The organism is Flavobacterium sp. Sd200, from assembly GCF_009826935.1.
Lineage (GTDB): Bacteria > Bacteroidota > Bacteroidia > Flavobacteriales > Flavobacteriaceae > Flavobacterium.
Genome location: NZ_WUMN01000008.1, coordinates 77,484 through 91,797, shown reverse-complemented (window position 1 = coordinate 91,797; position 14,314 = coordinate 77,484). Strand labels below are relative to the sequence as shown.

At 39.7% G+C, this 14,314-nt stretch carries 13 protein-coding genes; 3 read left to right on the top strand and 10 right to left on the bottom strand.

Annotated features, from left to right (window positions below; translation table 11 throughout):
* Positions 1-5: 5 nt before the first annotated feature.
* The 10 genes from GR160_RS17215 to GR160_RS17170 all read right to left on the bottom strand — a co-directional run bounded on the left by GR160_RS17215 (position 6) and on the right by GR160_RS17170 (position 11,691).
* Positions 6-215, bottom strand: a complete 210-nt coding sequence (locus tag GR160_RS17215; RefSeq protein ID WP_160751134.1) for a hypothetical protein — start codon at positions 213-215, stop codon at positions 6-8.
* 247 nt (positions 216-462) lie between these two features.
* Positions 463-1,749, bottom strand: a complete 1,287-nt coding sequence (locus GR160_RS17210; RefSeq protein WP_202390810.1) for a Glu/Leu/Phe/Val dehydrogenase — start codon at positions 1,747-1,749, stop codon at positions 463-465.
* A gap of 587 nt (positions 1,750-2,336) precedes the next feature.
* Entirely contained in the window at positions 2,337-2,690 is a 354-nt protein-coding gene (gene rplS, locus GR160_RS17205; protein WP_160751133.1) for a 50S ribosomal protein L19, read from the bottom strand.
* Between the two features lie 579 nt (positions 2,691-3,269).
* A complete protein-coding gene (locus tag GR160_RS17200; RefSeq protein WP_160751132.1) occupies positions 3,270-3,971 on the bottom strand; it encodes a DUF4919 domain-containing protein in 702 nt (233 codons plus the stop codon).
* A 104-nt stretch (positions 3,972-4,075) separates the two neighbouring features.
* Positions 4,076-4,318: a type II toxin-antitoxin system HicA family toxin gene (locus tag GR160_RS17195; RefSeq protein ID WP_160751131.1), complete on the bottom strand. Its 243-nt coding sequence runs from the start codon at positions 4,316-4,318 to the stop codon at positions 4,076-4,078.
* Position 4,319: 1 nt separating this feature from the next.
* Positions 4,320-4,790, bottom strand: a complete 471-nt coding sequence (locus GR160_RS17190) for a DUF4365 domain-containing protein (RefSeq protein WP_160751130.1) — start codon at positions 4,788-4,790, stop codon at positions 4,320-4,322.
* A 106-nt stretch (positions 4,791-4,896) separates the two neighbouring features.
* On the bottom strand, positions 4,897-8,568 hold the full coding sequence (gene purL, locus GR160_RS17185; protein ID WP_160751129.1) for a phosphoribosylformylglycinamidine synthase: 3,672 nt from the start codon (positions 8,566-8,568) through the stop codon (positions 4,897-4,899).
* Between the two features lie 238 nt (positions 8,569-8,806).
* Complete coding sequence (locus tag GR160_RS17180; RefSeq protein WP_160751162.1) at positions 8,807-9,193, bottom strand: endonuclease domain-containing protein; 387 nt, start codon at positions 9,191-9,193, stop codon at positions 8,807-8,809.
* A gap of 156 nt (positions 9,194-9,349) precedes the next feature.
* Positions 9,350-10,000 carry a DUF1579 domain-containing protein gene (locus GR160_RS17175; protein ID WP_160751128.1) on the bottom strand — a complete coding sequence of 217 codons (651 nt, stop codon included), beginning with the start codon at positions 9,998-10,000 and terminating at the stop codon, positions 9,350-9,352.
* A gap of 62 nt (positions 10,001-10,062) precedes the next feature.
* Complete coding sequence (locus GR160_RS17170; RefSeq protein ID WP_160751127.1) at positions 10,063-11,691, bottom strand: hypothetical protein; 1,629 nt, start codon at positions 11,689-11,691, stop codon at positions 10,063-10,065.
* A gap of 200 nt (positions 11,692-11,891) precedes the next feature.
* On the opposite strand from GR160_RS17170, the gene GR160_RS17165 reads away from it, so the two are divergent.
* The 3 genes from GR160_RS17165 to bshB1 all read left to right on the top strand — a co-directional run bounded on the left by GR160_RS17165 (position 11,892) and on the right by bshB1 (position 14,295).
* A complete protein-coding gene (locus GR160_RS17165) occupies positions 11,892-12,317 on the top strand; it encodes a PaaI family thioesterase (RefSeq protein WP_160751126.1) in 426 nt (141 codons plus the stop codon).
* A 101-nt stretch (positions 12,318-12,418) separates the two neighbouring features.
* On the top strand, positions 12,419-13,474 hold the full coding sequence (locus GR160_RS17160) for an isochorismate synthase (protein ID WP_160751125.1): 1,056 nt from the start codon (positions 12,419-12,421) through the stop codon (positions 13,472-13,474).
* A 104-nt stretch (positions 13,475-13,578) separates the two neighbouring features.
* The gene (gene bshB1 / locus GR160_RS17155) at positions 13,579-14,295 is read left to right on the top strand and encodes a bacillithiol biosynthesis deacetylase BshB1 (RefSeq protein WP_160751124.1); all 717 of its coding nucleotides are present in this window, start codon (positions 13,579-13,581) and stop codon (positions 14,293-14,295) included.
* Positions 14,296-14,314: the final 19 nt, after the last annotated feature.

Here is a 14,314-nt window from a genome sequence, read left to right as displayed (position 1 = left end):
ATAGCTTACTTTTTAACTCTTATTGGTATAAGCTTCTTTTGATTGTTTTTAATCTGTACAAACCCTAAAGCCATAAATGCAGCAAATACAGGATATAGTGCAAAAAATACAGTATGTACTGGCAGGCTTAAAATCAGGGCAAAAGCTATATGCAGTAGCGAAATTACGATCATGCCAACGGTTCCGATAGTAAAAAAGGGATTTAGATTTTTCATTTCCTTTTATTAGGGGATTAATTAATTATAAATTTACGGTTTTATAAAGTTTGTTTATGTTAAATAAATTAACTTTTTTATCCTCGTACTTCATATTTAACTTACCTGCAATTTTTGTGCCTTATTATTTGATTTAGAGCTTTAAATAAGTGTATAAAATTGTATTAATGCAATTTAAGAGGCTAATTTTGCTAACGTGTAATTAAAAAATAATTATATTTTATAGTATCAGCCCCGATTTTGCCTTTTAATTTTGTTTAAAACTGACAGAATTATTCAAAGACCTATTGATCATATAGGTTTGTGCAACCTTTTTAACTGCAAGTATATAGGCAGCAATGCGTAGGGTTGCATTATATTGTGCGGCTGTATTGTAAACCTCATTAAAACTTTGCTCGAGTATATCGTTAAGCCTGTAGTTTACCTGTTCAATTGCCCACGATTCATTGAGTGAGTTTTGAAGCCACTCAAAGTAAGATACGGTTACACCGCCTGCATTGGCTACAATGTCGGGCACAACGGTAATGTTCTTATCTTTTAAAATAGCATCAGCATCACTGCTAACCGGACCGTTAGCCCCCTCAACAATAAGGTTGGCTTTTATAAATGGCGCATTTGCAGCAGTAATTACATCTTCTTTTGCAGCAGGTATCAGAACATTTACAGGAAGCAGCAACAATTCGTCGTGTTCAATAGATTGTGTTTTAGGGTATCCTGTAATAGATTTGTTGTTAAGGTTGTAATATAAAATCAGCTCCGGTATGTTAATACCTGCCGGATTATACAATGCCGTGTTTATATCGCTAACAGCAACAATTTTAAGTCCGGCTTCATGTAAAAATAACGCAGTGTGAAGGCCTACATTTCCAAATCCCTGTACAGCTACCGTAGAATGCCCGGTGTATAAACCTAATTTTTGCAAAGCCAATAGTGTTATAATGCTAACGCCGCGGCCTGTAGCTTCGGTGCGGCCCAAAGACCCGCCCGCATTAAGGTGCTTGCCTGTTACCACAGCATGAATGGTTTTGCCGTGCAATAAAGAAAACTCATCCATAAGCCAGCCCATTTCATCGGGGCCTGTGCCCATATCGGGGGCGGGTACGTCTTTATCTGGGCCGAAAATATCTGCAAGGGCTTTGGTGTAGGCACGTGTAATGCGTTCCAGTTCGGCTTTAGAGTGCTGTTTTGGGTCTACTACTATGCCGCCCTTTGCACCACCAAACGGTATGCCGGTAACGGCCGATTTCCATGTCATCCAGGCTGCTAAGGCTTTAACTTCTTCAAGGTTTACAGCGGTGTCATAACGAATGCCACCTTTAGATGGTCCCAGCGTTGTGGAGTGTATAATGCGGTAGCCGTCAAAGTTTTTTTCTTCGCCGTTATCCAGCCTTACTGAGAAGTTTATCAGTACCTGTTTTTCCGGTTGCTGTAGTTTATGTCTTAAAGATGGTTCTAAGTTTAATATATCGGCTGCGGTGTTATACCTGTCCAGCATCGATTGAAAAGGATTTTGTTGTATGGCTTGTGTGCTCATTGTTAATATTGATAATGATGATATGTTGAAATTGATTATGCTAATTGCATGCCCGTATTTTGGCGGATTTTTAATAGGTTGACCTACAACAGTCTGAATGGTAATCCTGAATAATGCTATATTCAAACCTTATCAAAATAATAAGGTGTGGTATTTCAAAATGAGAGTGTGTAGAATTCATGTTTAGCTAAGAAGTGAGTAAAATAAAAAGCCCTTTTACATAGTTGCAAAGGGCTTGAGTATATTGGTAGGTATATATTTTACGCACAAATGCAACACGATATAGGTTTCGTGCAGCAGCAGTTGGTAATGTATTTAGATGGAAGGGTCATAAACTTGCATATTGATGCAGCAAATGTAGTAATAATTTTATTAGTCTACTTATTTTGTAGAGTAATAAATGAAAAAATATTTATCTTTAGTTGTAATTATTTGATTTATAGTTTTTTGATCTTAAAAAAAAATCGGAAGCATGGATGTTAGGAAGAATGCTTTAGTACTAGAATTAGCCGTTAGATTCGTAACTGCTTAAAATAAAAAAATCCCTATCGTTGCCGATAGGGATCCTGTATAATTTGAAACGAAGATTAGCCTCTTCTTTTCTCTTTGATCTTAGCTTTTTTACCTGTAAGGTCTCTAAAGTAAAATATACGTGCTCTTCTAACTTTACCACGCTGATTAACTTCAATTTTTTGAAGTGCAGGCATGTTTAAAGGAAATATACGCTCTACACCTACAGCACCGCTCATTTTACGGATAGTAAATGTTTGTGTAATACCGGCACCTCTTTTTTGGATAACTACACCCTTAAAGAACTGTGTCCTTGTTTTTTCACCCTCTTTAATTTCATAATACACAGTTAGTGTATCACCTGCATTAAATTCAGGAAAATCTTTTTTAGCAACAAACTCGTCTTGTACGAATTTAATTAAATCAGACATGATTTTTTATTTTAAATGTTTATATCAGAGCAACATATACACGATTTTCGCCAGAGGTTGACCCGAATGAGGGTGCAAATATAAACTTATTTTTTGAGATGCAAATAAAAATTTACGTTAAGCATTGTAAATGATATTGTTTTTTGTTAGAGAGTTTTGGGTCTTAGGTTTTGGGTAAAAGTTTATACTCTTAACTTTATTTTGAATATGTAGTATACTACTGTTGATAGGGAGTGATAATATATATTAGACTTATAATTAATAATATTACAGTTCTTAACCAAATATTGTTTTTGATAAATACTCTAAAAATAAACCAACAGTGTAAAAGGCATAGAAGGATGTATGTGCAGATATAAACATTTTCATATTTTTCTCCGGCAGTAGCAGAACCTGAACCTTCCCCGAAAATATACCAGTGCAAGATGATTCCCGAAAATATTAAAAAAGCAGGTACAAACAAACTTATAATAAATATAAGTGTTTTAAAAATAGTTTGCATACACGGAGATGATAATCAGTTTTGTAAGGTCATGCTATTTGAGGTTGAGAGGTTTTAACTTGCGCACATGTAAGTATTTATTTTTTCTTCATCTTTTCTCTCATTTTTTTCATCGCATGATCTATATTAAAATTAAATATAGCTTCTTTGTTCTTAAATGTAGTGCTAAGTATGTCAATAAAGTAGCCATTTTCGTCCGATCCTGATCCCATGTCTCCAAGAGGTGCTTCTATGAAATATTTAATAAAGTATTGTCCATCTTTGGGTCCAAGCGCAAACATAGCTTCATTAATATTAATACCTGTTGATTTGGAGCTATAAAACATTGCGTTATATATTTTTCCTGTTCTTATCATATATTGCTCAGCTTTTTCATTTTCCCCCTTTTGTGAATAAGCGTAAGCCATTTCGCGCAATATTGGAATTATAAACGGTTTTTGTGCAAGTATAGCTTTTCCCTGAGCAATGGCCTCATCAAACTTTTTTTCTTCATTTAGGTCATAAATAGTCTTGTCCAAAAAAATATCGGCATAAGGGTCATAATTTTTGCTTTCAGTAAAGCCTATCAGAAGAGCTAATACTTCAAGATTAGTTTGTGATTCGTTGTTGTTGTATTTTTGCAGTTGTGTTTCATATAAATAATTACTTCCTCTTTTTTTGGATTCTTTGACAATAAGTTCAAAATGTTTTTTATAGTTGAATTGTTGAATTGTATCGAGACTTTGTGACTTAGAAATAAACGAAAGCAGAATAAGTAATATGAGAAATGTTTTTTTCATCGTATAAAGAATATGTTTATTCCCAAATATAATAATTGTGGCATTTATTTTAGCAAAAAAAACGCCCCCATTCCTGGAGGCGTCTGTTATATTATTTATTGAGATTACATTGCTAAATCCAAATCTCTTTCAAAGGTTTCGTTAGATGCTACACCGTTAGAAACAATGTGCCTTTTTATCGAGGCCAGGGTACTTTGCGAAATAATCCTGTCAGTACTGGGTATCACTATTTGCGAATCAACATCATCGTTTTTGTAAACATTATGATTGCCGGTTGTTTTCATGTATTTATAACCATATTTATCTAAAATAGGTATTACCTTACTTACAGTTACTGTTTTTTTCATTTTAGATATATTTTGTGTTTTTAATAATTGCTAATTGTAATAACGCTTTTTCGTTAAAAATATTTTCAACCGGAATTCTTACGGTTTGTCCTTTAAAATATTCTTTGGCCTCAAAGTTTTCCTGAATGTGATACCAATAGGCATCATCATTTTTTGCATCATAAATTATCAATATTACAGGGTCATATTCGTTACTCCAGTAATCTAAGTCCGCTGCTTCAACTGTAAACGATATGAATTCTCCTGTAGCATTAACGTTTAAATTGTCTGTTGCCTTCAGTTGTACATAAATACTCCCGTTCTCAATTCCGCCATATATATCATACGTATAAATTATACTGTCTATACCATAGTCTTTCGCAATTACCTCATAAGAAAATCCTAATCTTAAGGCAATCTTCTCTACATAATTTGAACTTAAATCGGCAATAATATGTTCTCTTGTTCTGGTTTTTCTGTTCTTCTTGCCCAAATTATAGTATGATATTCAGACAAAATTAATAATATAAAACGAAAATACCAAAAAAACGCCCCCATTCCTGGAGGCGTCTGTCATCTATTATCTTACGTCTAAAAGTCTATCTCTTCTCAATCCACTTACGTGCATTTACAAACGCTTCGTGCCACGGAGTAACCTCGTCGTTACGGCCTTCAGGGTAGTAGGCCCAGTTCCATTGGAACATAGAGCGCTCTATGTGAGGCATCATAACCAGGTGGCGGCCGTCGTTACTGCTCATCATGGCAATATCAAAGTGGCTGCCGTTAGGGTTTGCCGGGTATCCGTTGTAGGCATATTTAGCCACTACGTTGTATTTATCTTCTTCATACGGCAGGCTGAATTTCCCCTCGCCGTGGCTAATCCAAACACCAAGCGTGCTGCCAGCAAGTGTGCTTAGCATTACCGAAGTGTTTTCCTGCACTGTAACCGATGTAAACCCACTCTCGTGTTTTTTACTGTCGTTGTGCAGCATGCGTGGTTTTACCTCATGGTCAGGGTTTATAAGGCCAAGCTCAATGAATAGCTGGCAACCGTTACAAATACCAACCGATAGCGTGTCTTCGCGCTTAAAGAAATTCTCCAACGCAGTTTTGGCTTTTTCGTTGTATAAGAAAGCACCTGCCCAGCCTTTAGCCGAACCCAGTACGTCGCTGTTAGAAAAACCTCCCACAGCACCTATAAACTGTATGTCTTCAAGTGTCTCGCGACCCGAAATAAGGTCGGTCATGTGTACGTCTTTTACATCAAAACCTGCAAGGTACATAGCGTTTGCCATTTCGCGCTCGCTGTTGCTGCCTTTCTCTCGGATGATAGCTGCTTTTGGGCGTGCCCCCCTCTCCTTTGGAGAGGGGTTGGGGGTGAGGATTTTACCATCAAACTGGCTTGGGAAATTATAAACCAACGGTTGTGTTTTGTAGTTTACATAGCGCTCTTTGGCTTTCTGAACACCACTTTGTTTTTGGTCTAACAGGTATGATGTTTTAAACCACGTATCGCGGGTTTCGGTAATATCAAAGCTGTAGTTAACATCGCCATTTTTAACGGTAACTTTACCGCCTTCTTTTGGCTGTCCTATCAGCGTAAATGCAACATTGTTTTTAGTAAACATTTCTTCAACAGCTGCATCGGCCTGAATTACAAGCGCAATGTTTTCTGCAAAAAGGGCTTTAATAGTATCGGCTTCGTTCAGTGCTGTAAGGTCATATTCTGCACCAAGGTTTACTTCGGCAAAGCTCATTTCAAGCAGGGTAGTAATTAAACCGCCGCTGCCTATGTCGTGGCCTGCTGCAATTTTGCCGTCTTTAATTAAGTCCTGAATGGTGTTGAATGCCGTTTTAAAATTGGCGGCATTTTTAATGGTTGGCACTTCATTGCCCACTTTGTTCAGCACCTGTGCGAACGATGATCCACCCAGTTTAAAGGCATCACCACTAAGGTTAATGTAGTAAATGTTGCCGCCATTGCGTTTCAGCACAGGCTCTACAACCTTACGGATGTCGCTGCAGTTTCCTGCCGCCGATATAATAACAGTACCCGGGGCAATAACATCGCCGTCAGGATATTTTTGTTTCATAGAAAGCGAGTCCTTACCGGTTGGTATGTTGATGCCCAACTCTATAGCAAAGTCGCTACAGCCCTGTACAGCCTCATACAAACGGGCATCTTCGCCTTCGTTTTTACACGCCCACATCCAGTTAGCCGAAAGCGATACGCTTGCCAAACCGTCTTTTAGCGGTGCAAAAACAATATTGCTTAATGCTTCGCCAATAGAGTTGCGGCTGCCCGCCACAGGATCTACCAACGCCGAAACAGGCGAATGGCCTATGGTGGTAGCTATACCTTCTTTACCTGCAAAATCGAGCGCCATAACCCCCACGTTGTTAAGTGGCAATTGTAGTGGCCCAGCGGTTTGCTGCTTGGCAACACGCCCGCCCACACAACGGTCTACCTTATTGGTTAACCAGTCTTTACTGGCCACAGCTTCAAGTTGCAGCACCTGGTCAAGGTATTCGTATATTTTTTCTTGAATATAAGTAACCTCACTGTAATTAGCAGCAACGGTTTTGTCTTCCATTATGGTTTTTGGCGATGAGCCAAACATATCTTCCAGTGCAAAATCCATAGGCTTCGCACCTGTAGTAGCACTTTCAAACGTAAAGCGGTGGTCGCCTGTTACATCGCCCACGGCATACATTGGCGAACGTTCACGGTCGGCAATACGCTGCAATGTGTCAATATCTTTTTGGCCAATAACCAAGCCCATACGTTCCTGGCTTTCGTTGCCTATAATTTCTTTGGCCGATAGGGTAGGGTCACCCACAGGCAGTTTGTCAAGGTCTATTTTACCACCTGTTTCCTCTACAAGTTCGCTAAGGCAGTTTAAGTGTCCGCCTGCACCGTGGTCGTGAATAGAAACAATTGGGTTAATATCAGCTTCAACCAGTCCGCGCACGGCATTGGCAGCACGTTTTTGCATTTCCGGGTTAGAACGCTGCACGGCATTAAGTTCAATACCCGATGCAAATGCACCCGTATCGGCACTCGATACTGCCGCGCCACCCATACCAATGCGGTAGTTTTCGCCACCCAGTATCACTATTTTGTCGCCTGTTTGCGGTTTTTGTTTGGCAGCCTGGCTTTCTTTACCGTAGCCAATACCACCTGCAAGCATGATAACTTTATCAAAGCCCAGTTTGCGTGCTTCTTCCTGATGTTCAAATGTTAAAACCGAACCTGTAATTAGCGGTTGCCCGAATTTATTACCAAAGTCGGACGCACCGTTAGATGCTTTTATAAGGATGTCCATTGGGGTTTGGTACAGCCATTTGCGCTCGTCCATACCGTTTTCCCATGTCCTGCCTTCTTCCAGCCTTGAGTAAGCCGTCATGTACACAGCTGTACCTGCAAGTGGCAACGAGCCCTGACCACCGGCCAGCCTGTCGCGAATTTCGCCGCCGGCACCTGTAGCCGCACCATTAAAAGGCTCCACTGTGGTAGGGAAATTGTGTGTTTCGGCTTTTATGGAGATAACCGAATCAAACTCCTTAACCTCATAAAAATCGGGTTTGTCGGCAGTTTTAGGTGCAAATTGCTGTACGCGTGGGCCTTTTATAAACGCCACGTTGTCTTTATAGGCCGAAACAATATCGCCCGGATTTTCCTGCGATGTTTTTTTGATCAGTTTGAAAAGCGACGATGGTTTTTCTTCGCCATCAATTACAAACGTACCGTTGAATATCTTGTGGCGGCAGTGCTCGCTGTTTACCTGAGAGAAGCCAAACACTTCGCTGTCGGTTAGTTTCCTGCCCAGTTTAGTTGAAAGGTTGTTAAGGTAGTCTACTTCTTCCGCGCTAAGCGAAAGACCTTCCTGTTTGTTGTAAGCCGCAATATCCTCAATTTCAAGGATAGCCTCCGGCTGTATGTTTATGGTGTAAATGTCCTGTGTAAGGCTATTATATTTTTGCGAAAGCATAGGGTCGAAGCCTGTAAAGCTTTCTTCAACCTTAAAAAACTCCTCGATGCGGATAATGCCTGTAATACCCATGTTTTGGGTAATTTCTACGGCATTAGTGCTCCATGGGGTAATCATTGTTGCGCGTGGGCCAACAAAAAAATCCGTAAGTACGGATTTCTCTATTTTATGCGCGTCGCCAAAAAGCCAGTTTAGTTTTGAAATATCCTCTGCCGAAAGCTGGTTTTGCGACTGTACTGCAAAAACCGTATTGGTCTGGTTTCCGAAGAAATGGATCATTTTTATGTGTGTTGTTGTTTAAGGCGCAAAATTAATCTAAAAAACGGAATTGGGCAACATTGTGAATTTGGAAATTTGATGATTTGTTAATTTGAAAATTCGTTTGTTTGGTCATTTGAAGATAAAAGAGGATGTGTTGGTCAACTTAGTCAGAAGACTTCAAAGGAAAAGAAATTTGTCAAATTTAGTACCTTAATTTTTTAGGTTATGAGTGAAGCTGTTCCCCTCTCAAGAGGGGTTAGGGGTGTGTCTGACTTTCAAAATCGATAATGAACTGTTCAATTACCCTAATAACATTTTCCATGTCTTTCATAACCTGATAATCCGAGAATCGAAGTACAGTAATTCCAAATTCACTCATCCGTTTTTCTTTTATGATGTCTTTATTATATACCTCTAAAAACTCGTGCGAATATCCGTCTACCTCAATTCCCATCATTAGTTCATGACAAAAAAAGTCAAGGATATAGTTATCTATAGGCTTCTGTCTGTGAAAGTCATATCCATACATCTGTTTACACTTTATTTTTTGCCATAACATTATTTCGGACTGAGTGCTTTTATTTCTAAGCTGTCGTGCTAATTCTGTCAGGGCAGGATTGTATGGAATTATTTTTCTTTTCATAGTTTGTCTTGAACACATCCCTAACCCCTCTTGAGAGGGGAACAGCTTCACTCTTGCGTGAATAAGGCAGATTTGTTGATTAACATCAATAAAAAATCCGGCAATTAGCCGGATTCAATAGTATCAAATAAATGTATGCCTAAGTGGAGGAAAACCTTACTTCTTCCTCTTCATCACAATTTCCATGCTTTTATATTCTTCCTGACCTTCTTTAGTGTCAAAAGTTTCAAGCTTTCGGGTGTTGGCATCTACAATGGTGTACACTTCACGAACGGTAATGTTTTTTCCTGTAATAGGGTCAACCATATCGCCTTTCATGTTCAGGGCTTTTGTGGTATCGTCATAATGCCCTTTTACGATCATCATTCCTGTGCCCATATTATCTATCCATGTTGAGGTAAACTCACCGCTCTTATTATTAAATGCTACGGTGCTTTTGCCTTCAAAAGGCATTCCCATCATGGTGCCGCTGTAGGTGGTTTCCTGATACTTTCCGTCGAGTATCATTTTAGATTGTGCAGTAGAGGTATATTTTTCAGGCTGCCCGTTGGCTTCCATCCAAAACGTCATCTCAACGTTCCATGTTCCGGTTTCATCGGCCAGCATTTTGTGCTGCACGCCCGGTGTAGCATAGGCCTTCCAGGCTTCCTGTATTGCTGCGGAGTCCATAGGTTCTTCTTTTACCTCGGGCTTTTTAACGATAGTTGTCGAGTCGGTTTCGGTTGTTATAGTTTCAACGGTCACTTCTTTTTTGCACGATGCAAAACACAGTGCAAGAGCCGACAGGGTTACAAATACATTTTTCATAATTGGTTGTTTTTTGTTGTTAACCATAAAGTTAGCAAAAACAATCCTTAAAAAAATGTAAATTATTCGGTCGGTGCAGGCTGGCTCTCATAAGCACCAATATCGGGTGCCGATGTATTGCGGCTTACTCCATTAATATCTAACGGAACAGTAGCTGCTACGGCAGGGTCGGCACTGCCCTCGGGGCCGGGGTTATCTGCATTAGCCGTTTCGTTGGTAATAAGATTTAGCTTATTGTTGCGCGCATCTTCAAAGGCAGGGCGATTGTTGTTAGAGGTTCTCCCAACAACAGTGCCTGGAAAATAAGTGTCATTATCGATTGTATTAGTAGCATAGCGGTATAGCGGATTGCTGTTTAGCTGGTTGCCAAGGTCTACCAGTTTTATCAGGCAGTGGTTAAATACAGCTTTGAAAGTGGTAGCGTTAGGATTGGTTTCCGGTACAAATTTTTCCATAGATAACCCTAAATTGCCTGACCCATATAATATACAATTCTCAAAAGTTGCATTAACATCAGACATATAACGGGTATCTTCGGTGTCTCTGTAATTATTGATAAGCACCGGAACCTGATTGTAGCTGTTAAAGTAATTGGCAAAAGTACAGTGTTTAAAATTATAGTCGCCCCCTTGTATAAAGGCTACACTTGCCTGTCCGGCATTGTTGGCAACAACATTTGTTCCTGTTATGTTTGCGTGTACACCAAGAAGCCCAAAGTTGGAATTATTGTATATCTGCGAATTACTGATGTTTAATCGGGGTCTAGTGGTGTTATCTCCTATGGGAGCAATGGCATAAATACCTATGTTAGCATTTTTTAGGGTAAGGTGGTTTATGGTATTTTCTTCTGCCGACATAAGGAGTATTGCAGTCCATTGCCCTGCAACATCTGCAAAGCCGGGCTCAAGCCTGTCGCCTTCAAAAATTACTTCGTTCTCTAATTCAGTTGTTGCAGATCGTGAACCGTTGATCTCTAATTTTCCGCCGGGGCGCACCATAAGTCCAGAGTCGGCGTGGAAATGTACTCTTGCGCCGGGATCTACTATTAACGTTTCTCCTTCGGGTACTGTCGCATAGCCATAAACGACATAAGGCTTTGTGTTGTTCCAATGATATTCATCATCATTGTCGGTATGGTTTAAGTAAAAACCATAAACATAGGTTTCTTCATCGGGGTTATTGCCGCTGTCAAAACGTACAGCTTCATAAAGTCCTTCGTCGTTACGTTGCGGATATAAAAAATAGGCATCCTGAACAAGGGTTACCAGTTCTACCTGTTGTATGCCGTTAGAGCTGCTAAACTGTATATTATCTGTATATAAAAAGTTGGTATCGTCGTTTGCATATTCGCTGTAATCTATAGTGGTTTCTATAAAAACGAACATGCTGTCTTTTGCTAAAAGCTCTATATCGTTAAATACTTTTCCGGGGATGCCGTCTACCATAAGACGATATTTGCTGCTTTCGCCCTGACCGAGAGCAATGCGCGGAATTTTAATATCCTTATTGCTGCGGTTATACACTTTTAAGGTATAGGTGCTTGAGCCAATATTTGTAAATACAGTATCCAGATATACAGTATCGCGCGAAAATTCGAGGCCGCCTGTACTGGTCTCAAATTCAAAATCATCGCGGCATGAAGTAAAAGTAATGGCAAAACCCAGTAAAAGCAATAGTAGCAGTTGACGCATGGCGGTTAACAATTTTTGGTAAAAATAGCTATTAATTTATAAAGTTTAAAAGCAATATAAACGTTAACGTGGGTTTGGAGTTTTTAGTTTATTTTTTGCGGTCTAATGTTTAATGTTTGTTGCTCTTTCCATTACGACTGCCCTGATACTTAATATTTCCATCTTAATACTATTTCTTACCTTTACAAAAACTAACATTCATGTCATTCGATAAAGAAAAAGTACTTAAAATGTGCAACGATTACTGCAAAAATACCCTGATGGAAACGCTCGATATAGTGTTTACGGATGCGGGAGAAGACTTTTTGCAGGCCACTATGCCCGTAAATCCAAGAGTGCACCAGCCCATGGGATTATTGCATGGCGGGGCAAGCGTGGCACTTGCCGAAAGTGTTGGCAGCGCGGCATCTATAATGTTTGTTAATCCTAAGCTACAGGAAGTGCGCGGCATAGAAATTTCGGCAAACCATTTGAGAAGTAAAAAGGAGGGAGTTGTAACTGCCACGGCACGAATTGTGCATCAGGGCAGGAGCCTGCACCTGTGGGAAGTAAAAATTACTGATGAACAGGACAGGCTGATATCGCTTTGTAAAATAACAAATATGGTACTGCCTAAAAGGAATTAGGTTTTTGGTTATCAGTTGTCAGGCGTTAGCAAAAACTAACAACCAACAACTAACAACCAACAACTAGCAACCAACAACTGTCAACCATCAACCAACAACTAATGAACAATGTTTTCTTAAAAATAAAAGAACAGCTTGCCGCAAGACTGCCTTTTGCTATGTATGCAAAACCGGGAAGTGATATTGTAACAGCTGTCTTTCAGAAAGATAATACAAGCTATGAGCCCGATCATTCGGCTCAGGGATTTGTGTTTGCGCCTTTTAATGGCAAAGCTGTTTTTATACCCGCTGAAAGTGCTACTGCTGTTACTGCGCAAATTAAACATGGCAATTATAAAAAGATACAGCCAAAATCGTTTGACATAGATAAACAGGCTAAGGCTGCCTTTGAGAATTTGGTATCGCAAAGTGTTGCTGCTATTAAAAGCGGTATGTATAAAAAGCTGGTGACTTCCAGAAAAGAAATTGTAGAATTGCATGATGATGATTTTACAGTTGTTTACCAAAAACTGCTGGAAACATATCCTGCTGCATTTCGCTACTGTTTTTACAGTGAGCAAAGCGGCTTATGGATGGGTGCCACGCCAGAGCAGCTACTAAAGGTAAAAGACAACACGCTGCACACGGTTGCCCTTGCAGGAACCCAGGCTTTTAAAGATGGTGAAGAAACCGTTTGGGAAGAAAAAGAACAGCAGGAGCAACAGTTTGTTACCGATTATATTTTAGGGCAGTTGCAGCAACAAACCAATCAAATAGACGCTACAACCCCATATACTTTTAGGGCTGGCAATTTAGTGCATATAAAAACAGATATTTCGGCACGGTTGGACGAAAGCTGTTCCCTGCATGACGTAATAAATACACTGCACCCTACACCGGCAGTTTGCGGACTGCCCAAACAGCAGGCAAAAGACTTCTTGTTAGAACACGAGGGGTACAACAGAGAGTTTTATTCGGGTTATCTGGGTGAACTGAACTTTGATTTTGAGACAGGAGAGTCTAAAACCGATCTTTTTGTTAACCTGCGTTGCATGAAAGTAGAGCAGGGGGCAGCACACCTGTATATTGGATGCGGTATTACTAAAGACAGTGTGCCCGAAAAGGAGTTTTTTGAGACTGTTAATAAAAGTATGACCATGCGCAAAGTGATAGGGTAATTTTTAATGTAGTATTTTTTATGACAGTTTTATGCTGTTTACATAAATGATGGCTACCTTTGCTGCATAGTTGCATTATAGCATATAATAAAGAATTTAAAAGAATGAAATTAGATATACTTGCCTTTGGAGCCCACCCCGATGATGTTGAACTGAGTTGTGGAGGTACACTGGCTAAAGAAATTTCGCTTGGGAAAAAAGTAGGGATCGTAGATCTTACCCGTGGCGAACTTGGAACCCGTGGCACAGCCGATATCAGAGATGAAGAAGCTGCCAATGCTGCAAAAATTCTTGGTGTTTCTGTTAGGGAGAACCTGCTTTTCAGAGATGCTTTTTTTGTGAATAACGAAGAGCATCAATTAAAGATAATTAAAAAGATCCGTAAATACCGACCGGATATTGTTATTGCAAATGCTATAGATGATCGTCATATAGACCATGCTAAGGGAAGTAAATTGGTATCTGACGCCTGTTTTTTGGCTGGCCTGCGCAGGATAGAAACGGTTTATGAAGGCGAAGCGCAGGAGGCATGGAGGCCGCAGGTAGTATATCATTATATACAATGGAAAGATCTTACGCCAGATGTTGTAGTAGACATTACAGGCTTTATAGATATAAAAGTGGAATCGCTTATGGCATATAGATCCCAATTTTATGACCCGAACAGCACTGAGCCTGTTACGCCAATAGCTACAAAAAACTTTAAAGAGAGTATAATTTACCGCGCTGCTAACCTCGGGAGGCTTATAAATACAGATTATGCCGAAGGTTTTACTGCCGAAAGGTATGTGGCAGTGAGCAGCTTAAGTAATTTGATATAAAAAAGTATAATTTGTGCTT

Excerpts from the sequence above, each read along its gene's own strand:
- GR160_RS17215 (WP_160751134.1), bottom strand. The coding sequence starts at position 215 with ATGAAAAATCTAAATCCCTTTTTTACTATCGGAACCGTTGGCATGATC.
- GR160_RS17210 (WP_202390810.1), bottom strand. The coding sequence starts at position 1,749 with ATGAGCACACAAGCCATACAACAAAATCCTTTTCAATCGATGCTGGAC.
- rplS (WP_160751133.1), bottom strand. The coding sequence starts at position 2,690 with ATGTCTGATTTAATTAAATTCGTACAAGACGAGTTTGTTGCTAAAAAA.
- GR160_RS17200 (WP_160751132.1), bottom strand. The coding sequence starts at position 3,971 with ATGAAAAAAACATTTCTCATATTACTTATTCTGCTTTCGTTTATTTCT.
- GR160_RS17195 (WP_160751131.1), bottom strand. The coding sequence starts at position 4,318 with ATGAAAAAAACAGTAACTGTAAGTAAGGTAATACCTATTTTAGATAAA.
- purL (WP_160751129.1), bottom strand. The coding sequence starts at position 8,568 with ATGATCCATTTCTTCGGAAACCAGACCAATACGGTTTTTGCAGTACAG.
- GR160_RS17180 (WP_160751162.1), bottom strand. The coding sequence starts at position 9,193 with ATGAAAAGAAAAATAATTCCATACAATCCTGCCCTGACAGAATTAGCA.
- GR160_RS17175 (WP_160751128.1), bottom strand. The coding sequence starts at position 10,000 with ATGAAAAATGTATTTGTAACCCTGTCGGCTCTTGCACTGTGTTTTGCA.
- GR160_RS17170 (WP_160751127.1), bottom strand. The coding sequence starts at position 11,691 with ATGCGTCAACTGCTACTATTGCTTTTACTGGGTTTTGCCATTACTTTT.
- GR160_RS17165 (WP_160751126.1), top strand. The coding sequence starts at position 11,892 with ATGTCATTCGATAAAGAAAAAGTACTTAAAATGTGCAACGATTACTGC.
- GR160_RS17160 (WP_160751125.1), top strand. The coding sequence starts at position 12,419 with ATGAACAATGTTTTCTTAAAAATAAAAGAACAGCTTGCCGCAAGACTG.
- bshB1 (WP_160751124.1), top strand. The coding sequence starts at position 13,579 with ATGAAATTAGATATACTTGCCTTTGGAGCCCACCCCGATGATGTTGAA.